Source organism: Singulisphaera acidiphila DSM 18658, from assembly GCF_000242455.2.
GTDB lineage: Bacteria > Planctomycetota > Planctomycetia > Isosphaerales > Isosphaeraceae > Singulisphaera > Singulisphaera acidiphila.
Genome location: NC_019892.1, coordinates 1720684 through 1744409, shown reverse-complemented (window position 1 = coordinate 1744409; position 23726 = coordinate 1720684). Strand labels below are relative to the sequence as shown.

Genomic DNA, 23726 nt, shown 5'->3' with positions numbered 1-23726 from the left:
CCGCCCGTTGTCGCTCATCGCCCCGAATCTCTTAGGAGCGCTTTCCCCCCATCATGCGCTTCCGATGGCAATGGACTGCCTGCTTGATCGTCGGCCTCTTCCCATGGCCGGAACGCCCCGTTGCCGCGGGTGAGGTTCCTGTCCGTGCGTCGACTCAACGCGCTCGGCTGACGATCCCGGCCGGCTTGCCCCGCTACGAGATCGACGCGAGCCTGGACCTCAGCCGGAAGCTGGTGACGGCTCGCGAGCGGGTTCGCTTCACCAACCGAAGCGCCGTGGCCACTCGCGAATTGGTCTTTCACGTCTACCCTCGCTATAAGATGAAGGAGGAGGACCGCCCAGCGCTCTCCAAGACGCTGGAGGTGCTCCGACTCAGCCCCGAAGAGTCGATGGACGCCGAGGGAAGGCGCATCAACATAGACCGGGTCCAGGTCGGTGGCCAGTCGGCCCCCTTCACGTTCGATCCGGACGTCGACACGGTCATGATCGTCCCGCTGGCGCGACCGGTTGGGCCGGGGGAGATGATCGTCGCCGAGATCGACTTCAACGTTGAGCTCCCCGACATCTGGGGACGGTGGGGACACCATCACGGTCTCACCTACCTCTTGAATTGGTATCCGGTCCTCGCCCACCACGATGACCAAGGCTGGGAGCGAACGCCTTACGTCCCATGGCACCAGCCCTGGCACCAGGAGGCGGGCCACTACACCGTCCGGTTCGACTCCCCCGAGGGGCAGGTGATCGCCTCCTCGGGCCGGATCACCGACCGCAAACCAGGGGCTCCCGGCCGACAAGTCTCGACGATCGTGGCCAGCCCCGCGCGTGACTTCGCCCTCGTCTGCTCCGACCGGTTCGAGGTCCGCGAGCAACAGGTCGGCCCCACCTTACTGCGGGTCGTCTCATTGCCCGAGCACAAGGCCAACGCCGAGAAGGTCCTCGAGTACGCCGCCGAGGTCCTCCCGCTCTACGAGCGCTGGTTCGGCCCTTACTTCGATGACGAATTCGAGATCGCCCCGTCCTTTTTCGGCTGGAACGGCAACGAGTGTTCGGGCCTGGTCCTGCTCGACGACCGGGTCATGCGGGTCCCCTCCTCGGGCGAGCGCTACATCGACCACCTCGTGACCCATGAAACCTGCCACCAGTGGTTCTGGAACGTCGTCGGCACTGACGGATATGCCGAAACGTTCATGGATGAAGGGCTCGTCAACGCCTTCACGGCGATCCGCCTCGACGAGAAGTACGGCCGGAACGCCCCGTTGATCAACTGGGGAAAGGGCCTGACCTGGCTCCCCACGATCGGCCGGGAAGACTTGCGGCTGTCGGGCTACTACGGCTGGCGTGCCCGAGGCAACAACGGCCCGGTGATCCAGGATATCAAGTCGATGGGCAACCTGAACGCCTTGTTCAGCCTGGCCTACGACCGAGGCGGCAAGGTGATCGAGATGATCAAGAACCGGCTCGGCGACGAGCGGTTCTTCGCCTTCTTCCGGAAGATTTACCACGAATACGCCTTCGAGACCTTCCACTACGCCGACCTGAAACGCGAGCTCACCGCCTTCGACCCCAGCTTCGACTGGAACCAGTTTCTCGATGGCTGGCTGGTTGAACATAAAGACACAGACTGGGCCGTGGAGCACGTCAAAGTCGACGCCGCGTCCGACAACAACACCGGCGTGCGCTCCGTGACGGTCGAGCTCAAGCAAAGCGGCGAGATGATCGAGCCGACGGTCGTGCTCTGCCGCTGCGGTCCGGACGAAATTCGCGTGCCGATCTGGCCTGACCGAGGGAGCTACGACATCCCAGGGGCTCACGTCGCCCACGTCCCCAAGGAGGATCGCTGGGTCGTAACCGTGCAGGCGCCCTCCGCCCCCTCCCAGGTGATCGTCGATCCCGACCATGCGCTGCTCGACTCGGTCCCCGATAACAACCGCTGGAAACCGGAGATCGCCTGGCGGTTCACCCCCTTCATGACCCCGCTCGACGAGTCGTCCCAGTTCCAGTCCTACGACCGCACCTCGATCGTCGCCGGGCCGTTCATTGACCAGTACGCCCGTGGCGGTTTCAAGATCGGCGCCCAGCGCGTCAACCGCTGGCAGGCGACCGTCTGGGCCGGTGCCGAGCCCGCGCTCCGCGAAGCGATCTTCGGCGGCCAGTTCGCCTTGGTGCAGTTCCCCTGGCCCCACTGGTCGCTGGGCGTCTTCTACGAAGAAGGGCTGTATAACTTCTACAACGACAAGCGGCATTCAGGCGGCCGCGCCTTCCTGCGCTATCGGTTCCTGGAGACGTCAAGCTTCCTGATCGACGACCAAGGGTTTGCGGAGCTCTACTTCGGCACCGGCAACGAGTTCTGGCAAGGCGATGACGGCCGGCCGGTCAACGGCAAGCTCAACGCCGTGGGAGGCCGCTACCGCCTGAGCACACTCTTCCCCTACTGGGACCCCGTCCAAGGGTTCGAGATCGACGCAACAGCCGAGTACGGCGATCGCTCGTTCGGCTCGGCCGCAACCTACGTGCGGATCGCCGGCGAATTCGGGGTCGTCCGCCCGATCCCGACCTGGTCGGGCGAGCCCTCGAAGAGCCGAATCGCCGTCCGCGTCTACGGCGGTTACGGCGGCCCCGACACGGTCCCCTTGTTCCGCCTCGGCGGCGGCCGCCGCCTCCGCGCACTCGACCTCAGCCAGGACATCGGCAGCTCCGTCTGGCTCTCCACTTTCGAGTGGCGCTTCCCCATCTGGCGTGACATCGACCAGGACCTGGTGGACCACATCCTGAGCGTCCGCAACCTGCTGGGAGCCGTCTTCTACGACGTCGGCCAGTCTTACCTCAGAGGCGAATGGAACCCCGTCGTCCACGGCGTGGGCGTTGGCATCCGAGTCGACGCGATCCTCTTCGCCTTCCTCGAACGCGCCAGCCTGCGCATCGACATCGCCCAGCCCGTCGGCGTCGGCCCGGGCCGCAGTCCCGTCCTCTGGTTTGGACTGAACCAAGTCTTTTAGTGAGCACGCGGCTCTAACTCAAGCCACAGCTTCGCTTGCCTCTGGGGGATCGCGGTGCGCAAATCGGTATCAGGTGCGGTCGAAGCCTAGGATCACCCCGACATGCCGTAAGTCTTGATTTAAACCAACGATAGAGCACTCTAAGTCAAGTTTAATGGCAATAAAACTTGACTTCATGAGGTGTGAGAGCGATCCTGATGTTATGGCCACCGACGAAAAATACCGCGCTGCGGCGAGCGCTGCTGATCGAGTTCGCCGCGCGATTGAGGCGGGGGGGGAGAGGATATGGACGGTCCAGGACTTCCAGGGGCTGCCATTTCCCGCCGTAACCCAGACACTTTCGCGCCTTACTCGTCGGGGGGAGATCCAGCGGATCGGGAAAGGCCTCTACTACAAGCCACGTCAGACGCCTTTCGGGACAAGTCGGCCCAATCCGCGACTACTTCGGAGCATCGCAGCGCGGGACCACTCGGTGTTCCCGGCCGGCCTGACGGCAGCCAACCTTCTGGGCTTCAGCACGCAGGTCCCCGCGCGTGAGGAACTCGCAACGATCCAGGGAAGCCTGCCGCGAGCGAAGGTAGGCCGGACGGCATTGATCCATACTCGACGTCCCGAGGCCTGGCGCAGGCTCACGGACCGAGATGCAGCGTTGCTCGACCTCATTCGACGCCGGGCCGAGACGAGTGAGCTTTCCCCGAGGGAGACGGTTCAAAGGCTTCTCGAACTCCTCAAAGAGGATGGGCGGTTCGAGCGGCTTATGGAGGTGGCAAACTCCGAGCCGCCTCGCGTCCGTGCGATGCTTGGCGCTCTCGGTGAGGAACTCGGCATGGGCAAGGCAACGCTCGAATCGCTCCGGTCGAGCCTCAATCCACTCTCGCGGTTCGATTTCGGGCCGCTGTCGGTGCTCAAGGCAGCACGGGTATGGCACGCAAAAGGTCGGAGGTCCGGGTGAGACTCTTCGAGCATGAAGACTTCGAGCAGTTGATTCTCAGTGCAGCAGAGCACCTCGGCTCTGTGGGGCTCACTCCCGGCGCGATCGAGAAGGATTATTTCGTCACCGAAGCGTTACGGCTACTTGCCACAGCCTACAATTCGAAGGTCATCTTCAAGGGCGGAACAAGCCGCTCCAAGGGATGGGGACTGATCCAGCGGTTCTCCGAAGACATCGACATCTTCCTCGATCCAGAGGCCTTCACCCCGAAGCTCGGTAAAAGACCGATCGACCGCGAGCTCGCAAGGCTCAAGGAGGTCGTGGACGCACACCCGGGCCTGACCTTCGTTCCTGAGGAGAGCAAACGGTTTGGCGGCATCGGTCGTAATGACTATTTCTCCTATTTCCAACTCTTCCCCGGAGCGCTACGTAACAGAGTGCTCGTCGAGGTCGGAACCGGGAGCGGCCGGCAACCCACGGAGTTGATCGCTCTCGAATCTATGCCGCCCGTTTCCTCCGGGAGACCGGGATCTCGCTCGGTGCAGAGGATGAGTCCACTTTCACAATGTCACTCCTCCACTTCCGCCGAACCTTCGTCGAAAAGCTCTTCACCATTCACGGGAAGATCGAACAGTATCTCAAGGACGGCAAGCCGCTCGGCACCTATGCCAGGCATTACTACGATCTCTACATGCTCGCTCAACGCGCAGAAGTACCAGCAATGTTGCGTTCGGAAGAGTACGAGCAGCTACGCCTCGATTACGATCGGGTGAGCCGAACTCACTTCCCGAAGCACTACATCCCACCCGAAGGTATGCGTTTCAATCAAAGTGCCGCTCTCTTCCCGACCGGCGAGCTTCGGACCATGGTCTCGGGGGAATACAAGCGACAGTGCCAACTCCTCTGCTTCGGCGACCACCCGAGTTGGGAAAAAATCGAGGAGTGCTTCAGTACACTAAAGGATCTTATTTAAATTAAATGCCTACAAAATCAAATTTTTGCTCTGCCGTATAGGCTTTCGGATGATCGAAGGCGACAGGAAATTTCTCTCGAAGTTGAGAGATAAAAGTAGAGCCTCGTTCTCGAAGGTAGTCGCGAAGGTGGCATGGGGGTTGTACCCAACCCGTGAGACAAAAACCGAGGCAGCCGCTTACCAGTTGGAGACGACCCATGCCCCTCGTGGGGTGCGACGTCGGCATGGGCAGGGAGATGCACCGGTACGGGAAAGGCCGCCTTCAACAACACGAGAAGGAACAGGCCGTACGCCATCTGGCTCGAAATCCGCCGACGAAGCGGATACCAGACCAAAAGGACAACCGCCAGGATCAACGAAGCGTCGACCAGGCTCCGCGTCATGGCATTGGCCCAGAGGACGCTCAAGGCATTGAGGGACTCGACGGATCGCATGATTCAGCCCTCCTCCGGAGTCTGGTTGTCAAGCAAAGCACGGAGGTCGGCCAGTTCGTCGGCCGAGAGCCGACTGTTCTTCACAAGGTGCGTCAGCACAACGCCGGTGGTCCCTTCCAGGACCGTCTCGAGTAACGCGTCGGCGACCCCCAGGAGGGCCTGCAAGGCCGAGGAGGCGGGCCGATAGACGTAGCAGTTCCCCACCTGGGTGGTCGTCAGATACCCCTTGTCGACCAACCGCCGCAACACCGACTTGGCCGTCGAAGGGGCCCAGTCGTAGGTCCGTCGCGTCTCCTCATACACGTCGCGGGCGGCACACTCCTTGCGCCTCCAGACGACCTTCATGACCTTCCACTCAGCCGGAGTCAGCGGTTCCGAGAGCTCTCCGCTCATGGGCGTGCTCCCCATGGGTGAAACAATCAGCCTATCGTCTAAACATCTAGACGACAGGCCAAACATTACACCCAGCTAAGCCGGGACGCAAGTCCCCACGAGAAAAGATTACCGAAGGGAAAGGTGTCAACGCGCATCCCTGCCCATGATGAAAAGGGGATGCAGCGATGCGCCTTGAGGAGGGTCAACGGACGAAAACCGCCACCTTCTCGCCCGGATGGGATCGGCAGGGGACAAGGTGAAAGCGGAGGACTTTCGGCTCAATCCGATAGACACTGAGATCAGGCGGATGAACACAATCTTGTTCGGTCAAGTGAATATCCACCATGCCGGCGTGATACCCGCCGAGCTCGATCCGAACGCGCAAGGAGCTGGGCGAGAGGAGCGCGAACGCCGGGTCGGGTCCGGAGAGGGTCAATTTCGCCTCGGCGGGGGGGCGATCTTCCAGGCAAAGGTTGGCGGGTATGTTCCGGTACTCGATCGGCACGACGAAGGTCTGCTCAATCGTGTTGCCCTGCCGAGCGAACAGGAACCATCCCAGGGCGGCGATGGCCACCGAGGCGACCTTCAGTCCGGAATGTCGCAAAAGGCGCTTCGCCAACCGGGGGCGGTGGGTGGCCGGCCCCGTATCGGCAAGAAACGACCCCAGGCGCAGCTTCAAATCGGCGGCCGACGCGATCTCGACCAGATGCCCGTCATGCGCGATGCTAACGATGCCTCGCTCCTCGGAGACGATCAAGACCAAGGCGTCGGTTCGCTCCGAGAGTCCGAGACCGGCGCTATGCCTCGTCCCGTGCAGCTTCGCCTCTTCGAAGTTTTCCGAAAGCGGAAGCTGCGCGCAGATCCGCACGATCCGGCCGTCGCGTATCACGACCGCTCCGTCATGGCCTGGAGAATGAGGATCGAAAATGCTCTGCATCAAGATCGTTTTGATGGGTGCGAGCAGTTCGATCCCTCCCATCACGCTGTGGTCCAACGACTCACGGCCTTGGAGCACGATCAATAACCCAATGCGTTGCTCCGCGCACTGGAAAGCGAAGTCGACCAGCGGATCTACGTCATCGCTCGCGAGCCGAGATCGATTCGGAGTGCGATAGGGACGCCAGTGCCTCCAGCGCAGAACCGCACGCCGGATGTCCTCCTGAAACGCGATGGCGAAAACGACGAACAACACCAGGCCCGCGGTGCGGAGAAGCATCTCGGTCAAGAAAAGCCCGAAAACTCGGGCGATGAAGTAGGTGCCGACCATAAGGCCCGCGCCCAGCAGCGGCATTCGGTTCGCTGTCGTCCGCAGCAGGCGAAGCACCCCGTAAATCAGTACGGATGCCACCGCGATGTCGACGATCTCAGCGGATTCGATCGCCACGGCGGAGCGAAGGACGGACCAGTCGAAGGTGGTCAAGAGGGCCTCCAACGGCCAAGATCCAGACTCTCACTCCGAACGGCAATGCTGTTGGACAACCAAAAAAGGTGGGCGCGGGCGATCCAACGTTTTGGAATCGTCGATTCCTCTTCCAATTATATAGGACCCTGGTCGACCAAACTCAAGCCGCACGATGTCGCAAGAGCGGCCAATCCACCCCATATGCCCTCTCCCCAAACGACCTCGGAATTGTCGTGGCGAGCGGCGGTCGAGCCGACCGCAAAAGGCGGGAAGAGCAGGAGGGGGAGCCCCGATTGCCCCCGCGTCTCACTGGAATCGCGAGGGGGTCGAACGGACCGGCCGTTAAACGGCCTGCGCCAACACGTCCAGATCATGGACGAACAGAGGAGCGGGGATCGGACAACGGGCGATGATCGACCGATCCGCGAGCAGTTCGGCGGGGGCCGTCCACGCCGAATCGAAGACTTGCGGGTCGGTCCACAGCGGGATCAGACGGTGATCGCCGCGATCGAGGATGACGGCAACCCCATGAACCGTGCACGACGCGCGGGTGTCGGCCCCAATAGCCGCCTCGGGGCTAGGAAAGAGCCTGATTCGGTCGACCTGACAGTCAGACGACGTGGTGGTATAGAGCATGCACGATCTCCCTAATCAGCGGTGATTCATCGCGGTCCATCGATGCGGATCTTGATCGTGTCGACTGTCAACTTCGAGACGGAAGCAGAGCAGTCCATGTCGTGGTTTCTTGGGCCATCCGAACCGACTCAGCGAACGGTCCTCGACGAACCGCGCCGCGAGGGATCGAGAGGCGAGAGCGAAAGCGGTCATCACCCACGGCATTCACCGGTTCAACAACGCAAGGTCACGGATCGACCCGGTGAAAAGAGGCGGCCTCTTGAATGACGCGTTATGAACGCAGGCCACAACTCTTCTAGAGAAGTGTCAGAAAGACGACCGGGGGAGGGGGCGGGTTCAACTCCGTCTCCGAGCTTGGCTTCAGAGACCTGTTCACCCGATTCGACAACCGCCAAGGCCAAAGGTGCTTGTCCCATTTCTCTCGGCTACCACGACCCAAGAACGATACGAACAGCCGAGTTCCTTCTCGCACGAATGAGCAGCGCTCGCCAACCGGGAGGAGCACCACGGGTTCCGCCTTCACGCAAAAGACGACCTTCCCGAGAGCACTCAACGCGATCGGTGGGTTGATTCTAATGACGTGCGAGTCAGATTATCAAGTCCGATTTTTGCCAACATTGATGTTCAATTCCATAGAGACAGAATGCCCAAGAACTCCTAATTTCGTTGCAATTCGCAATCTTTTCGCAACCATCCGGAACCACTCGAGCCCCCACAACAGACTCCATTGCCTTGATGCGGGAGAGAAAAACAGGGCACAAAATCCATCGATGGTAGCACGCAGGATTTCATGCACAGACAACGCTTCCTTACAAGTCGGCCCCCAAGATAGCCACAGCCTCAATCGTGCTCATTTCAAAAAAATAAACAAAGAAAGGGAACCCGGATGGATCCCCTTTTCGGTGGCACGGTTCGTCATTGACGCGGCGCGGGCTCACTTCACAGGAAGTTCGTAGCGGATGAATCCGAGCAGATCCCCTTCCTTGGCTCCATGGCAGGAGGCGCACCGTTTCAGCACAGCCGGGACGATCGTCGCGACGCGGAGCGTTCGCTTAGCCCCCTCGCCATCGACTTCTTCGTAGTACGGTTTGCCCGCTTGCATGGCTTTGGCGGCACGCTTCTCGAAGTCGGTCTGCGGCAGGTTCGCCTCATTCTGAGGCGTTCCCGATGCATCAACAAGCTTGGCCTTATGCCAGCCGTCCTTTTCCATCGCGACGAAGACATCCATGGCGACCTTGATGGCGGGGGGGCCCTCCTCATACCGTTTGGTGACCGAGACCACGGCCGTCTTGTAGAGCGAATCCAGCATCTTGACCTGATCACGGGCACGCGTCAGGGCATAATCCTGCGTGGGCGTTTCGGCCCGCGAATCGGTCCCCGAGGCCAGGACCGCGACGAGCGCCGCGGCCGCCAAGGAAACGAACAGGCAAACGACGCAATACAAGCGACCCCTTCTCATACCGTTCAGCATCAGTTCTCCCCTTCGTTGTTATTTGCGTGAAAAATCGCCACAACAACCGTGACCCGCCGGCGTCACGGAGCCTTCAACGTCACGATCCCACCCGACACCGGACGCAGCGACTCCAACGTCACCCCGTCCAGGTAATCCATCTGCCGACGCTCCGCCTCAGCCAGTACACCCCGCAAGGCACAACCGGGCTGAATCACACAGACATCCGGCCGATCCACACAATCGAGCAGATGAATGTTTCGCCCCTCGAAATCGCGCACCACGTCGCCGACCGTGATTTGAGCGGCCTCGCGGATCAGCTCGATCCCCCCCCCGGGCCCCCGGACGTTCCGGACGTAGCCCAGCCGGCCCAACTGGTGAACCACCTTCCCCAGGTGATTGACCGAGATCCCGTAGAAGGCCGCCAACTCCCCCACGGTCGCTCGCCCTCGCTCCGTGGCCAGGTAGAGCAACGTCCTCAGGGCATAGTCCGTCTGAAGCGCCAGTTTCATCCCGCCGATCCCCGTCACGGCCGATTACCGTATTCCTGCACCAAGAATACAGGAATCAAGTCGTGAATCAAGGACATCCTCATTTTCGAGGGCAGGCCGGTGGGAACCGAGCACTTTTCGGCACGTCGTCGACGCCGCCTTGCCGGTGGGTATGATGGCTCGGCGGCCGGTCGCAAGGGGATCGGCCTCGACCGGCTCCGCGACCGAAAAAAACTGATGAGGATTGACCTGGCATGCTGCGCCGACGCCTTTCGTTGTTGCAGGCGGTCAGCCTGAACATGGCGATGATGGTCGGGATCGGCCCGTTCATCACGATCCCGGAGTTCCTCAAGAAGCTGGACGGGCCCCAGGTCATGATTGGCTGGGTGATCGGGGCCCTGATTGCCCTGGCCGACGGCCTGATCTGGAGCGAGCTCGCGGCCGCCTTTCCCGGCTCGGGCGGGACCTATCACTTCTTCGAGGCAGTTTATGGCGAGTCGCGGACCGGCCGGCTCCTCAAATTCCTCTTCGTCTGGCAGTTCCTCTTCAGCGCTCCGCTCGAGGTGGCCACCGGGGCAATTGGCCTTGCGCACTACGTCGGTTATCTCTGGCCCGCCTTGAAGTGGACGGCCTGGTCCTGGCACGTCCCGGTCTCGCGCTGGGGCACCTTCACCTGGCAGGTTCAGAACGAGCAGTTATTGGCGATCGGCGTGATGCTGGCGATCACGGCGCTCGCTTATCGCCGGATCGAGGTGGCCGGACGGCTCATGGTCGTCCTCTGGGCAGGCATGCTCGCGACCGTCGCCGTGGTGATCGCGTCCGGCCTGGGGCACTTCAACGCCGCCCAGGCCTTCGCCATGCCCTCGGACGCCTTCACGCTCGACGCTCGGTTTGCGATGGGGCTGGGAGCCGCGGTCGGAATCGCAATGTACGACTTCCTCGGCTACTACCAGATTTGCTACCTGGGCGACGAGGTCGACGACGCCCCACGGACGATCCCCCGCGCCATCCTGATCTCGGTCGTGGCCGTCGCGCTCGTCTATTTGACCATGAATGTGAGCATCCTTGGCGTCCTTCCCCGGCAGGAGGTGATCGCGTCGACGCACGTCGCCAGCGACATGATGCAACGGCTCTACGGCTCGAGCGCCGCGCAAGTCGTCACGACGATGATTATCTGGACGGCGGCGGCCTCCACTTTCGCGGCCTTGCTCGGCTACAGCCGGGTCCCTTACGCCGCAGCCCGGTCGGGCCACTTCTTCAAGGGGCTGGCCCGGACCCACCCGACCGGCCAGTTCCCCCACCGCTCCCTGCTCCTAGTCGCCGGCTTGGCGACGCTCGCCTGCCTGGCTGACCTCGTCACGGTCATCGAAGCCCTGCTCACGTCGCGGATCCTGATCCAGTTCGTCGCCCAGATTGCCACGGTCTTCTACTTGCGTACCCGTCCCGACCTGCGTGAAACGATGCCGTTCCGGATGTGGTTCTTCCCGCTCCCCGCCCTCTTTGCCCTGGCGGGCTGGCTCTACATCTTCGGAACCTCGAGACCCCAGGTGATTCTCTACGGGCTCGGTTCGCTGGTCCTCGGCACGGTCGTCTTTTTGGTCTGGAACCGGTTAGCGGCAAAGTCGCGCCTTGACCTCACCCCCGTCGATTGAGACCCTTGTGCATAGCCGGATCGCCCCCGAGCCAGGGCTCCGGTGCCAGGGGGAGAATTCGCATTCAGTGTGGAGAGGAGATCCGAATGCAGCGTCTGTTCCTAATGATGACGGGTTTCCTTTTACTTTCAGCCTCACCAACCCTCGCTAAACTCGAAGTCGGAGTCGCGCGTGTCGACATCACACCCGACTATCCGATTCGACTCCACGGCTATCTCGCCCGAACCCAGGAATCGCGGGGCACGGCCCAGCGGATCTGGGCCAAAGGGCTGGCGATCGGCTCAGGCTCGAAGGAAGGGCGGCGCGTCGTCCTCGTCTCGGTCGATAGCCTGGGCGTTCCCTTCGAAATCGTCGAAGAAGTCGCCAAGCGGCTCCAGGCGAAGGAAGGAATCCCCAAGTCGGATTTCGTCGTGGCCGCTTCGCATACTCATAGTGCGCCTTGCTTGTCCGGAATCGCGCCGAACATCTTCGGCAAGAAAATCAGTGACAACGAGTTGGCGACCATCGAGCGCTATACCCGGGAGTTGACCGACAACCTCGAACGGGTCAGCCTCGCCGCACTCAAAGATCTCCGCCCGGGGCGGCTCGATTGGGCCCAGGGGCGCGCGGAGTTCGCCAGCAATCGGCGCACTAAGGGAGGGCCGGTCGACCATTCCCTCCCGGTACTCCGAGCGACCGACCTCGACGGCAAGGTCCACGCGATCCTCGTGAACTACGCCTGCCACTGCACGACGCTCGACCCGAATGACAATAAGGTCAGCGGCGACTGGGCCGGCTTCGCCCAGGAAGCGATCGAACACGACCATCCCGGCGCGATTGCCTTGACGGTCGTCGGCTGCGGCGCAGACTCGAACCCCCTGAAACGGCTGGCCCCCGATGGCGCCCAGGTCAACGGCCGCGCGATCGCTGACGAAGTCAACCGACTCTTCAAGCAGGCCGCGAATCCATCCGAATCCCCCTGGCGGAACCTCGAGGCTCCCCCCTCCCAGATGCCAGGCGCAGAAGTGAAGCTTCCCCTCGACACGCTGCCTACGCGATCCACGCTCGAAAAACTTGTCGAGGCCGGCGGCCCCCCCGGCTACGCCGCCTCGGTCCAGCTCGCCAAGCTCGATCGCGGCGAACCGCTCCAGGCCGAGGTCAACTATCCGGTCCAGGTCTGGGCCTTCGGCAACGAACTCGCCATGGTCTTCCTCCCCGGCGAAGTCGTCGTCGACTACGTACTCCGGCTCAAGCAGGAGTTTGATCCGGCCAAGCTCTGGGTGACGGCCTATGCCAACGACGTTCCCTGCTACATCCCCTCCGAACGAATCCTCCGTGAAGGAGGCTACGAGGGGGGCGGGGCAATGATCTACTACGCCCGACCAGCCCCGTTCAAACCGGGCATTGAAAACTTGATTATTTCGACAGTTCACAAGTTGATGCCGGCGGCATTCCAGGCCAAAGCCAAGACTAAGGCCGACGACAACGTGAAGGCCCACGACGACGCCCCCAAGGCCAAGTCGCCCGAAGAGGCCCTGAGCGCCATGCGGGTCAAAAAAGGGTTTCGGGTGGAACTGGTGGCGTCCGAACCCCTGGTTCTCGACCCGGTCGCGATCGACTTCGGCGGCGACGGCAAGCTCTGGGTCTGCGAGATGCGCGACTATCCGGCCGGCATCGACGGCAACTGGAAGCCCGGGGGAGTCATCAAAGTCCTCGAGGACCGCGATGGAGACGGACGCTACGACACCGGGACGACCTTCCTCGAAGATCTCGCCTTCCCGACGGGCGTGATGGCTTGGCGGAAAGGGGCCTTGATCTGCGCGGCCCCCGAGATCATCTACGCCGAGGACACCGACGGCGACGGCAAGGCCGACGTTCGCAAGGTCCTCTTCCGCGGCTTCGCGACCGAGAACTACCAGGCGCGGGTCAATGGACTCTCTTACAACCTCGACAACTGGGTCTACGGCGCCAACGGCCTGATCGGCGGCACGATCCACGGCACGGCGACCGGCCGCGAGATCAACATCGGCGGCCGTGATTTTCGAATCAAGCCCGACACCGGGACGATGGAACCCGCCTCGGGCCTGACCCAGCAAGGGCGAATCCACGACGACTGGGGCAATCAGTTCGGCAACACGAATAGCGACTGGCTCCGGCACTACCCGTTCCCCGACCAGTACGCCTCGCGGAACCCACGAGTCGCAGCGCCAGGGCCAATGGTCTACGTCGCCCGCGACCCCGACAACGCGCGGATGTATCCCACCAGCCGGACCCTTGAACGGTTCAACATGCCCGAGAGTGCCAACCGTGTGACCTCGGGCTGCGGCCCGATGATCTATCGCGATACATTGCTCGGCGAGGCCTTCACAGGAAACTCGTTCACGTGCGAACCTGTCCATAACGTAGTCCATCGCGAGGTTCTCTCACCCGATGGGATCACGTTCGCCAGCCATCGCGCTGCGGACGAAAAAACGTCGGAGTTCCTTTCGTCGACCGACAACTGGTTCCGCCCCGTGCAGGCGCGGACCGGGCCGGACGGAGCAATCTGGGTTGTCGACATGTACCGATCCGTCATCGAGCACCCGCGTTGGATCAGCCCACAGCAGCTCGCCACCCTGGACGTCCGGGGGGGAGACGACAAGGGACGGATCTACCGGGTCTTCCCCGAAGGGGAGACGCCGCGCCCCGTCCCAATCCTCGACCGCCTGACCTCTCCCGAGCTCGCCAAGCAGCTCGATAGCCCCAATGGCACCTTGCGCGACAACGTTCAGCGTCTCCTGGTCCAGCGCGGCGACCGATCGGCCGTGCCCGCCTTGAAAGAAGTCGCCGCTCGGTGCAGCCGGCCCGAAGGCCGGATGCAGGCACTCTGCACGCTGGATGGCCTCGAGGCACTCGACGCGGCGGCGATCATCCAAGGACTGGCCGACTCCGCTGCCGGCGTCCGCCGCCAAGCGGTCCGGCTCGCGGAGCGAAGACTCGGCGACGACGAATCGCTTGCCAAGGCGATCGCCGCAATCGTGTCCGACCCCGACCTCGGCGTCCGCTATCAACTGGCCCTGAGCCTGGGCGAGTGGAACGATCCGAGGGCAGGGGAACTGCTCGGCCAGCTCGCCCAGCGGGATGGGAACGACATCTGGGTCCGTGGCGCGATTCTCAGCTCGGCCGTGAAGTACCCGGGGCCGATCCTCGCCGCCGTGGTCTCCGACAAGGCCGATCCGCAGATCCGGTCGGCCATGATCGGCCCGCTCGTGACCACGGCCACCTCCGCGCGTGACGCCGCCGCGATCACGGCGCTCGTCGACTCGCTGCCCAAGCCCGCCAAGGGGGAACCAATCCCCTCCTGGTGGCTCTCCCTAGCGGCGGAACTCTTCGGGTCGGGCAGCGCCGAGGTCGGCAACCTCTCCGCCTCCCCGTTCATGAAGAACGTCTTCGCTCATGCTCGCCTCGTCGCCCAGGACGAACAGGGGAAGGGGGCGGATCGGCGAACCGCCATCCGCCTGCTCGGCCACGAGAAGGAGAACCAGGAAGGCGATATCGCCCTGTTGACGACCTTGCTCGAGCCGCGCAACAACGCGGCGATCCAACTCGCAGCCGTTCAGTGCCTGGCGAAGCTAAGCAGCCCCGAGGCCGCCGGTCGACTGATCAGGGCCTGGCCCCAGATGGTTCCCGCGCTCCGTGGGGCCACCATCGACGGCTTGCTGGCCCGACCACAGTCCACCGAGACGCTCCTGTCGGCGCTCGAGAGCAAAGCGATCGGGTCGGCCGAGATCGATGCCTCCCATCGCCAGCGGCTACTCGACCACGCCAACCTGGCCCTGCGCGAGCGGGCCGAAAAGGTGCTCTCGGCCGTCCGGCCGCGCGGCCGCGCCGAGGTCCTGGACGCCTATCGAGCGGCGTCGGAAAAGACCGGCGATCCGACGCGGGGCAAGGCCCTATTCGGCAAGATCTGCGCGAGCTGCCACAAGTTCGACGGGCAAGGGCACGAGGTCGGTCCCGACCTGGCGGCGCTGACAGACACGTCGCCCGATGCCTTCCTGACGGCGATCCTCGATCCGAACCGCGAGGTCGATGCCCGTTACGCCGGCTACACGGCCGCCGTGATCGACGGCCGGGTCGTGACCGGCCTGATCGCCGCCGAGACCGGCAACGCGATTACCTTGAAGCGCCAGGAGGGGGTGCTCGACGTGATCCTCCGGGCCGACCTCGAGGAGCTCAAGACGTCGGGCCAGTCGCTTATGCCCGAAGGGCTCGAGAACGACCTGAAGCCCGCCGACCTGTCCGACCTGATCGCCTATCTCGCCTCAGGAGCACGACGGCCGAAGGTCCTGGAAGGGAACCATCCCGAGACGGTCGTGCAGGCCGCCGACGGCAGTCTTCGCCTGAGTGCCGAGACCGCCCAGGTTTATGGTCCGACGCTGACCTTCGAGAGCCAGTTCGGCAACCTCGGCCTCTGGCAGAGCGCCGGCGATCAGGCCGCCTGGACAGTGCGGGTCGATCGCCCCACGATATTCACCGTCGCCATGGAGTGGGCTTGCGCTGATGAATCGGCGGGGAACGCGTTCCAGGTCCGATCCGAAGCCGTCATCCTTTCAGGAACGGTCGACGGCACCGGCGCGGGGACCTGGTCGCGTTATCGCTCGATCTTCGTCGGCGAAATGACCTTGGAGGCCGGGACCCATCGCATCGAATTTCGACCGGTTGGCCCGATCCGCAACGCTCTGCTCGACCTGAAGGCGGTCACCCTCACTCCGCGTGTGAAGCTCGGGCGCTGACATGCCTTTAGTGTGAGAACGGATCCCGCCAATGCGGCTTCCCCCTGCAAGGCCGGCTCAATCGATCGATTGAGTCGGCCTTGACCCTTTTGGTAAGAAGGGATACTTTGCCACGACTTGGGTGGATACGCCATCAAGACTTCCAGAGATGAGGCGCACGATGCGACGGATCGCGCTTGCGGCCGCGGTACTCTCGGGCATTCAGACCACTGGCTGCATGACGGTCGGACCGATCGCCGGACCCGTCATGAGCGCGACGGCATTCACCTACACGGCCGGTCGGGCGACACAGGACTTCCACTACCCTGCCGCCACGCTCCAGTCGGCGATCACCGGGGCCATGGACGACCTGCGGGTCCACTCGGTCCAGTTGACGCACGACGCCGGAATGCTCGTCTACAACGGCTCGACGGCCGACAATCGCCGCGTCTCGGTCACCATCCGGCCGAACCAGGCCGTCTCACGGATCAGCATCCGGATCGGCTGGTTCGGCGACGAGCCGCTCTCACGGGCGCTGATGGATCGGATCGGAATTCGCCTGGGCGAATTACCCCCCTCGGCCATCCCCGTCGATCCCCCGAGCGAGCCTGCCTCGAATCCCTACTTCTCCCGTGACGCCGTGCCCGACTCGGTCATGCTCCGCGACCAGGCCGACGCCATCTACCGCGACACGCCCGTCCCTTGATCCACGAGAGCCCGCCGGCTCTCCCCTCGCGGAAACATCGTCCCGTAACACACGCAGCCCAGCCGTGGGAAATCACTCCTCCGGCCCGCGTGGGAACGCAAACCCACGGGCTCCCGCAACCGCAAATGTCGCGGCAACCGGCACTACCTATCATTCTTGGACTCACGTTAGTGAGTCGCAAGACTGAATTTATTGAATTTCTCATCTGCTGATAGAGTGTCTTGAACAACCTTGGTTAAGCATGGCCAGAGCCGTCCTGCGAGACGCTCTGCCAAGGTCATCAACACTCGCAAAAAAACAGCGTTTCGACGGGAGAAAACCACTCATCCCTCGTCGCGTCCGACTGTTTTTTGAAGAAGGCTTGAAGGGCCAGCCGCGGCCCGCGACGTCTTTGCCTCCTGCGAAGACGGCTCGCGGGCCGTGTGGCCATTCATCTGAGAAAGTTAGACTTAGCACATGTCTAAGTCTACCTCCCCACGATAAAGGGTCGAACCTGGGGGACGCATCCATGCGACCAGGAGTCGAACCTTATTTTTTCGGACAGAATCCACACAGCGCGGAAGGCGTGTGTGGCTGGATACCTAGGTGGGATCAAACTTTTCAAGGTCAATTGAATCGAACACAACTCGAGTGCGAAGCGAAAGGTGTCGTGCTCTCAAGACGGTCGCCAAAATACGCGGAGATGCCTCGTCCGTCAACCCACTCGCGTCCACTTTTTCCTGAGAACTCTCCAAATCCAACGGATCGACTTTGAGGGTTCAGGGAGTAAAATCCGTGCGAGTCGAACTTGCTCATCAGGTTGCGACATTCCGGCCACACCCCTGACATCGATCAAACAATGCCCTTGCGGACACCCTGACGGGGTGCGATCGTTGGGTATGGTTTCGGGGACTTTTCAAGGGAAAGGCAACGATGACTGTGCGGATCGGCCTGGACCACTACACGATCGCTCACCGTGGCCTCTCGGCGGAAGCCACACTCGAATTTGCCGAAGCCCACGGATTCGACGGCGTGCAGTTTCTCAATCCCGAATTCATCGATCGATCGCTCACCCCAGATCGATTGGCTGCGTTCCGCCGTCGAGCCGACGAGAAGAATCTCTATCTCGAAGTCGGTCTCCCATCTCCCAACCCCGTACGACGCTCACGCCTTGAGGAGCGGGACATCACGGCCGCCGAGCATGCGTGCGATCTGGTCAGGCAAATTGAAGCGATTGCAGCCCTGGGCTGCCGACACGCGAGGGCCTACGTCGGCGATCGCCATGACCGGTTCCGCACCGACGTCCGTTGGGCCGTCCAGCGTGAGGCCACGCTCGAAGTGCTCGCGACCCTCGCCCCCCGGCTCCGCGAACTGGACCTCCAGATCGCCCTGGAGACTCATGCGGACCTGACGGTCGAAGAACTGGTCGCGATGATTGACCGCCTCGGCCCTGACGTCGCCGGTGTGACGTTCGACACCGGGAACCTGCTCATGCGGCTCGACGAGCCACTCGCGGCGGCAGAGCGGCTTGCAGCTCACGTCCTGGCCACGCACGTCAAGGACGCGATCCTCGCCTTCACACCGCGAGGCCTCTGCTGGCAGGCGCGGCCGATCGGATCAGGGATCATCCCCATGCCAGACATCCTGGCCACCCTAATTCACGCAAACCCCCAACTCAACCTATCTATCGAATTACATCCCAGAACCTACGACCTACCTATATTCGACAAAACCTGGCTTTCCTACTTTCCTGACCTTCGTCCCGAGGCGCTTGCCGGAATCGTCGGTCTCGCCGAACGGTGCCATCGCCGGTTCGCCGAGGGGACACTGGTTCGCCCCGAAGTCGTCGAGGCGATCGCCTGGGCCGACCGTGACCTCGATTGGATCGCCAGTTCGCTCGGCTATCTCAGAACGGTCGTCCAGGGCCTCGCTCGTTTCGAGACCCGATCGCCCAGGTAACGATCCGCCGGGGACGTTTTCACTCGCCGATAAGGCGAGCGAATGATTGGAATAAAACCCCATGCGGTGCGATGGCGATTGAGCGGCAAACGCGGAGGGGCGGCAAAACCAAGCCAGGCCGTGAGACGCGATTGCCCCTCCGACGACCCAAGATTCGCGACAACTCTCTCGACATCTCGGGAACGGAATCCCAGCCGATTCTTTGGTGTCCGCACCACCTCACGGAAATGCGCCGAGCCCCAAACGACAACTCATCCTCTCGCTTGAGGAAGTCCGTAATTACAGACCATGAAATCTCAATCAGTTTCGCCAAACAATGATCTTCCTGAATTCTAAGATTCACCGATTTCATCAAACAACTATAAACTTACAATTTTAGTGACCCAGAATTCATTCCATGCAGAATATTCGATCCGTTTGCACATGCACGATTTGATCATTTTCGCACCATCAAGAATCCGGTCACTGTCGACGCGGCATCCTGCAAGGCCGCGTCCGCTTCGAGGGCCAATCGCCCTCGAAGCGAACGACGACGGGGGACTTCCCCTCGCTCATTGAGACGGCTGAACGTTCGTCTGGCGGATCTGGGTTGAGAGGTGGTAGGGGAAACCATCAATCTCGAACTCGAGGTCGGCAAAGAAGGCAACATTCCCGTTCGCGGGGCTCGCCTTGTCGATCGTCATCGTTTCTTTCGGCTCCAGCGCGGTGGACGACCATTTCGACTTGCGGAAGTCGAGCGAGTCAGACGCCGCCTCCCAGACGAGGGCCGACTTGGGCGCGGGGACCGCGTCGACAACGAGGCGCATGGCCCCTTCGTGATCATCGTGCTTCCACGAGAATTTCGGGAACGGCTTGTCGCCGATCGTGTGCCGGAACAAAGCGCCGATGGCACTCATGGCGTAGTGCCGGTTCTGGTCGAGACCGTGGCCGGCGTTGGGCAGGTAGACGACCCACTTCGGCCCTACGAGTTCGTCCCAGTAGAGGTTCAGCGAGTCGAGCGTCCAGTAGGGGTCGTTCGTCCCATTGATCTGTAGCTTCGGCAGGGTCAGCCGACTGCGATAGGTGAACGGGTCAACCATCGCCAGGAGCTCTTTGGCGTTGGGCCGGCTCTCGCGTCCGATCAAACCACGGTCCGTGTAGTCCTGGATCTGCTCACTGAACTTGCCCCCGAAATTCTCGAGCTGATGCTTGTTCTGGGCATCGAGGTTGAGGGTCGGGATGACCATCGGCGCGATCGCCTTGACGCGGGGGTCGGATGCGCCTGTCAGCCAGGTCGTCCAGCCTCGCTTGGACGCCCCGGTGACGACGAAGCGCGTGATGGGCTTGCCCTTGTCTTTGGCAAACTCCTGAGCGGCGTCCATCGCCCTCACCGCACTCTTGACCATGGGGAAGAGCAGGGGCCACTCCTCGTCCTTGGTCTCGAGGTAGCGAACGAAGGTCTCGGCAATCAGCGTGTCCTCGTTCTTGCCGCCGAGCAACGGCTGATTGGGCACTTGGGGAAGGACGATCACGCGTGCCTGGCAGGCTTTGGCGATGGCGAGCCCGGTGAGCAAGTCACCGTCGCGCGGACCATCCCCGACCTTCCCCCCGGTGATGAAGAGAACGGCCGCGTCGGGATAGGCCAGCTCCTTCGGCTCAATGATGGAGAGGTTGTGCGACCAGGTGATCCCCTGCCAGACCTGCGAAGTCATTTTGACCCAGTGGACCGTCGTCCCGTCCGTCGTCTTCGACGACACAAAGGTCCAGGCAAAGGCCGGATCAGCCTTTTTGACATAGTCGTCGAGCCCAGCCCGCGCGGGTAAAGCCCAGCTCACCGCAAAGGCCAGCGTCAGGAAAGAGGAGAGTAGCCCGCGTTGCATCATCGACATCGAGAAGGCTCCGCAATGGAAGTAGGCAAATCCGATCACTGCCCCAGCAAAGAACAGAATGTCCAGCGGGAGACCCCTATTGAATAAGAAGTGCTCTCAGTAAGCAAATTCGAACCGGAAAACAGGCAAGACCAGAGTGCCTTGGGTTCCGGATCCGGAACCCAAGGAGCCCAGGCCAAGGACTTGCCCGCACGGGCTCCGAATCCGGAACCCGAAACACCCGGCAGACGGTCATCATCGACCGAGAATGTCTGCGTTCGTCAACGACTGAGATCGGAGATCAGAAAGCAAATAAAGAGGCCTCCGCTCGGCTCCTTTTTTTCTCTCAGAACGCGTCGGAGCTCAGCACCTCTCCGGACCCGATCGTGTTGAGCCCAATCCACACCACCTGGTTCACCGAGTTTTTTATGAACCGCACCGAGCCGTCCCCCAGCAACGCGTTCACACCGCCGGCGTGACGACTCCGTGAGCCCGCAAACGCATCACTGTCGCTAGCATTATAGTCACAAGGGAGCTGCTGAAGGGGTTCATTGGTGCAGAAGAGACCTTGATTGTTATTGAGATAGTCCCCACCGGTGCCGCTGCCGGGCCTCAGTCCCAAGTAGTCTTTGACCGAGTTCGGAGCATAGCGCGTCATGAACGAAGACCCCCCGGGAACAGTCGTCCACATCGCCCCCCGGATGTCGTTGATCCCCCCTTGGAGAACTTCGCCGACGAACACGGTATTGCTGGTACCGTCGGTGATTGAGGCAAACGTGGTATTCCCCTCGTGGCCAAACGCCGAGCGGAGATATTGCGGACTCAGATCGGAACTACGCCCCGCGCCCCAGTTCGTGTTTCCCCAACTCGCCGCATAATTCCCCTTGCTCATGATCACCCCGCTCAACATACCACCCAAGTAGCTCTGAATAACTTGGAACTTGTTCTCGCGGTCGCTCGGGCATTGAAACGACGAAATCTTCGTGGCCGCCACTGTGGAATTCGCAAAGAAGCCATCAAGGGCGGCCGTTCCCGGTCCAGCCCATCCTTCCGAACCCAGGCTGTAGTTGAACGAGTTGGCCAGGTTGCCTTGCTCGACCTGAGGCAACATCAAGCAGAACCAGGTGGTATTCTGGGCTCCCTGGAATATCTTCGGAAAGTCGGTCGATGCCTGCCCCGGCCTCGGCGCCCAGATTCGCCCCGGTGGAATGCAACTGTGTACTGAATTGTAGTTATGTATGGCGAGTCCGAGTTGTTTCATGTTGTTGACGCACTGGATTCGGCGGGCGGCCTCGCGCGCTGCCTGAACGGCGGGCAGAAGCAGGGCGATCAAGACGGCGATGATCGCAATCACCACCAGCAATTCGATGAGCGTGAAGGCCGAACGGCGCAATCGTCTCATGGATTTCTCCCTGCCCACCTTGGCGGGCAAAAAGGATCGGGACCCCTAGGCCGACTCAGTGGCCGGCACAACAGACCTAAAATCGCGACGATAACGAGAAGACGTGTGGCAGTTGCCAACAATAGAATAATCAACGAGGAATAGTGTGGATACCCCCTTTCCCAAGCGAAACGCAATTTATCACGACTATGACTGAAAAGCGAATCATCAAATCAGAAGGTGCCAATTTCGAAGTTCCCAAGGGTGCCAATTTCGAAATTCCTGAACCCAGCGCGCACCCTGGGCCGGCCCCAGCCTCCAATCACCGACGACCTACCAGTCGTGGATCGGAACCAGGGGGACCAACGTGTCCAAGCTCGCCCCTCGCGTAAAGCCCGGACGCTTCATCCAGGCCGAAGTGCAAGGCCACTCCGATCACGCCTGTCCATGTTTGGGAGACACGAAAGACATGGGAATGGGAGGCATGGATGAGCCCGCCCCCCGGCCGGCGACCCGGCCGGGAATTGCCTGACGGGCTCGAAACGGCGGCGGTTCGGCCTCGCCGAAGAGTCGCCGGGAAGTTTCGCTCACTCCCCCTCGATCGGCTGCTGCGCGTAGACCTTCAGGTAGCTCTCGTAGCGGCCAAAGTGAATTTGTCCCCAGTGAACCGCGTCCTTGACGGCGCATTGGTCTTCGTGGGTGTGCGAGCAGCTCGGGTACTTGCAGAGCGGGATGTAAGGCCGGAACTCGACGAAGTGGGCTTCGACCTCACCGGGGTCGACACCCCAGAGTTCGAATTGCCGAAGGCCGGGGGTATCGACGACGTGGCCCCCCGACTCGAGACGAATCAATTCGGCGGTCGTGGTCGTGTGCTTCCCCTTGGTCGTCCAGTCGGAGACCTCGCGGACCCGAAGGGCGAGACCGGGTTGAATGGCGTTCAGTAGCGAGCTCTTGCCGACACCGCTCTGGCCCGAGAACGCCGTCGTCCCTTCGCCGAGTAATTCCTTGAGCCGAGGGATTCCCTGCCCGGTGGCCGCCGAGGTGACAAGCGTCTCGTAGCCGAGCTGCGTGTAGAGCCCGATCACCCACTGGAACGGGGCAGTGTCGACGAGGTCGGCCTTGTTGAGGATGATGATCGGCCGCACTCCCCCGGTCTCGGCCGAGATCAGGTAGCGGTCGATGAGCGGCAGTTTGAGGCCGGGCTCCGCAAAGGCGGAAACAATCAAGACCTGGTCGACGTTGCAGGCGATGACGTGCTCTCGCCGACGGTAGCCGCGGGTGATCGTCCCCCGGCGGGCCTCAACCTTCTCGATCATCCCCTCATCACCGGCCGCGTTCCCGGGGCGGAACCAGACCCGGTCCCCCACCGCGATGACGTTCCGCCCATCGATTGCGAGCGTTTTGAGGATCCGCCGCACGTGACAGGCCCAGGTTCTGCCGTCGTCCCCCTCGACCATCGAGAGCAAACCGTGGACCCGGATGACACGACCGGTGAGACAGGCGGAGAGATCCACCGACCGGTTCGCCGACGGCTCGGGCGCGCCTGGCTCACCCGGCTTGGGCGTGCCGGCTTCGGCCACGTCCGTGACGATCGTGCGGTGCCGCGACAGGTCCCCCTTGGCGCGCACCCGCTCAGCCGACGCCGGTTCGGCACGGGCCAGATCGTCCTGGCGATAACGACGAGTCAAGTCGTTGGCGCGCGTCCGTTTCTGACGATTCTTCTTGAACGCAACCCGGACTTTTTTCTTCTTCGCCACGCCCGAGGCCTTTCTTGATCGCTCCAT

General features: G+C 62.1%; 15 protein-coding genes and 1 pseudogene. 8 read left to right on the top strand and 8 right to left on the bottom strand.

Annotated features, from left to right (window positions below; all coding sequences use genetic code 11):
- Positions 1–83: 83 nt before the first annotated feature.
- The 4 genes and pseudogenes from SINAC_RS06790 (at position 84) to SINAC_RS41500 (ending at position 4900) form a co-directional block, all read left to right on the top strand.
- Positions 84–2996 (top strand): M1 family aminopeptidase, encoded by a 2913-nt coding sequence (locus tag SINAC_RS06790; protein WP_244884933.1) that lies wholly within the window; start codon positions 84–86, stop codon positions 2994–2996.
- A 202-nt stretch (positions 2997–3198) separates the two neighbouring features.
- Positions 3199–3948: a DUF6088 family protein gene (locus SINAC_RS06785; protein WP_015244942.1), complete on the top strand. Its 750-nt coding sequence runs from the start codon at positions 3199–3201 to the stop codon at positions 3946–3948.
- Positions 3918–4367: pseudogene (locus SINAC_RS41790) on the top strand (nucleotidyl transferase AbiEii/AbiGii toxin family protein); the annotation flags it as partial. The gene SINAC_RS06785 and the pseudogene SINAC_RS41790, both read left to right, overlap by 31 nt.
- Before the next feature lie 125 nt (positions 4368–4492).
- Positions 4493–4900, top strand: a complete 408-nt coding sequence (locus SINAC_RS41500; protein WP_020465783.1) for a nucleotidyl transferase AbiEii/AbiGii toxin family protein — start codon at positions 4493–4495, stop codon at positions 4898–4900.
- 437 nt (positions 4901–5337) lie between these two features.
- Here SINAC_RS41500 and SINAC_RS06775 read toward each other — a convergent pair whose 3' ends face one another.
- From SINAC_RS06775 to SINAC_RS06750, 5 genes are all read right to left on the bottom strand, one after another.
- Positions 5338–5727 carry a BlaI/MecI/CopY family transcriptional regulator gene (locus SINAC_RS06775; RefSeq protein WP_015244940.1) on the bottom strand — a complete coding sequence of 130 codons (390 nt, stop codon included), beginning with the start codon at positions 5725–5727 and terminating at the stop codon, positions 5338–5340.
- Positions 5728–5911: 184 nt separating this feature from the next.
- Positions 5912–7129 (bottom strand): diadenylate cyclase, encoded by a 1218-nt coding sequence (locus SINAC_RS06770; RefSeq protein WP_015244939.1) that lies wholly within the window; start codon positions 7127–7129, stop codon positions 5912–5914.
- A 324-nt stretch (positions 7130–7453) separates the two neighbouring features.
- On the bottom strand, positions 7454–7747 hold the full coding sequence (locus SINAC_RS06765; protein WP_015244938.1) for a hypothetical protein: 294 nt from the start codon (positions 7745–7747) through the stop codon (positions 7454–7456).
- Positions 7748–8681: 934 nt separating this feature from the next.
- Positions 8682–9191, bottom strand: a complete 510-nt coding sequence (locus tag SINAC_RS06755) for a c-type heme family protein (RefSeq protein WP_020465786.1) — start codon at positions 9189–9191, stop codon at positions 8682–8684.
- A gap of 89 nt (positions 9192–9280) precedes the next feature.
- The gene (locus SINAC_RS06750; RefSeq protein ID WP_015244936.1) at positions 9281–9709 is read right to left on the bottom strand and encodes an RrF2 family transcriptional regulator; all 429 of its coding nucleotides are present in this window, start codon (positions 9707–9709) and stop codon (positions 9281–9283) included.
- A gap of 233 nt (positions 9710–9942) precedes the next feature.
- Between SINAC_RS06750 and SINAC_RS06745 the strand changes: the two genes are divergently transcribed.
- The 4 genes from SINAC_RS06745 (at position 9943) to SINAC_RS06730 (ending at position 18714) form a co-directional block, all read left to right on the top strand.
- Positions 9943–11340, top strand: a complete 1398-nt coding sequence (locus tag SINAC_RS06745) for an APC family permease (protein ID WP_015244935.1) — start codon at positions 9943–9945, stop codon at positions 11338–11340.
- An 86-nt stretch (positions 11341–11426) separates the two neighbouring features.
- Entirely contained in the window at positions 11427–16091 is a 4665-nt protein-coding gene (locus SINAC_RS06740) for a neutral/alkaline non-lysosomal ceramidase N-terminal domain-containing protein (RefSeq protein ID WP_015244934.1), read from the top strand.
- 160 nt (positions 16092–16251) lie between these two features.
- The gene (locus SINAC_RS06735; RefSeq protein WP_015244933.1) at positions 16252–16776 is read left to right on the top strand and encodes a DUF3568 family protein; all 525 of its coding nucleotides are present in this window, start codon (positions 16252–16254) and stop codon (positions 16774–16776) included.
- A gap of 912 nt (positions 16777–17688) precedes the next feature.
- Complete coding sequence (locus SINAC_RS06730; protein ID WP_015244932.1) at positions 17689–18714, top strand: sugar phosphate isomerase/epimerase family protein; 1026 nt, start codon at positions 17689–17691, stop codon at positions 18712–18714.
- 551 nt (positions 18715–19265) lie between these two features.
- On the opposite strand, the gene SINAC_RS06725 is transcribed toward SINAC_RS06730, so the two are convergent.
- From SINAC_RS06725 to rsgA, 3 genes are all read right to left on the bottom strand, one after another.
- Positions 19266–20582 carry a PhoPQ-activated pathogenicity-related family protein gene (locus SINAC_RS06725; RefSeq protein ID WP_015244931.1) on the bottom strand — a complete coding sequence of 439 codons (1317 nt, stop codon included), beginning with the start codon at positions 20580–20582 and terminating at the stop codon, positions 19266–19268.
- Between the two features lie 325 nt (positions 20583–20907).
- Complete coding sequence (locus SINAC_RS06720; RefSeq protein WP_015244930.1) at positions 20908–21963, bottom strand: DUF1559 domain-containing protein; 1056 nt, start codon at positions 21961–21963, stop codon at positions 20908–20910.
- Positions 21964–22529: 566 nt separating this feature from the next.
- Entirely contained in the window at positions 22530–23726 is a 1197-nt protein-coding gene (gene rsgA, locus SINAC_RS06715; protein WP_174377928.1) for a ribosome small subunit-dependent GTPase A, read from the bottom strand.

Coding starts and splice junctions, on each gene's coding strand:
- SINAC_RS06740 (WP_015244934.1), top strand. CDS start 11,427: ATGCAGCGTCTGTTCCTAATGATGACGGGTTTCCTTTTACTTTCAGCC.
- SINAC_RS41500 (WP_020465783.1), top strand. CDS start 4,493: ATGTCACTCCTCCACTTCCGCCGAACCTTCGTCGAAAAGCTCTTCACC.
- SINAC_RS06785 (WP_015244942.1), top strand. CDS start 3,199: ATGGCCACCGACGAAAAATACCGCGCTGCGGCGAGCGCTGCTGATCGA.
- SINAC_RS06765 (WP_015244938.1), bottom strand. CDS start 7,747: ATGCTCTATACCACCACGTCGTCTGACTGTCAGGTCGACCGAATCAGG.
- SINAC_RS06750 (WP_015244936.1), bottom strand. CDS start 9,709: ATGAAACTGGCGCTTCAGACGGACTATGCCCTGAGGACGTTGCTCTAC.
- SINAC_RS06775 (WP_015244940.1), bottom strand. CDS start 5,727: ATGAGCGGAGAGCTCTCGGAACCGCTGACTCCGGCTGAGTGGAAGGTC.
- SINAC_RS06735 (WP_015244933.1), top strand. CDS start 16,252: ATGCGACGGATCGCGCTTGCGGCCGCGGTACTCTCGGGCATTCAGACC.
- rsgA (WP_174377928.1), bottom strand. CDS start 23,726: ATGGAGCGATCAAGAAAGGCCTCGGGCGTGGCGAAGAAGAAAAAAGTC.
- SINAC_RS06725 (WP_015244931.1), bottom strand. CDS start 20,582: ATGTCGATGATGCAACGCGGGCTACTCTCCTCTTTCCTGACGCTGGCC.
- SINAC_RS06730 (WP_015244932.1), top strand. CDS start 17,689: ATGACTGTGCGGATCGGCCTGGACCACTACACGATCGCTCACCGTGGC.
- SINAC_RS06745 (WP_015244935.1), top strand. CDS start 9,943: ATGCTGCGCCGACGCCTTTCGTTGTTGCAGGCGGTCAGCCTGAACATG.
- SINAC_RS06720 (WP_015244930.1), bottom strand. CDS start 21,963: ATGAGACGATTGCGCCGTTCGGCCTTCACGCTCATCGAATTGCTGGTG.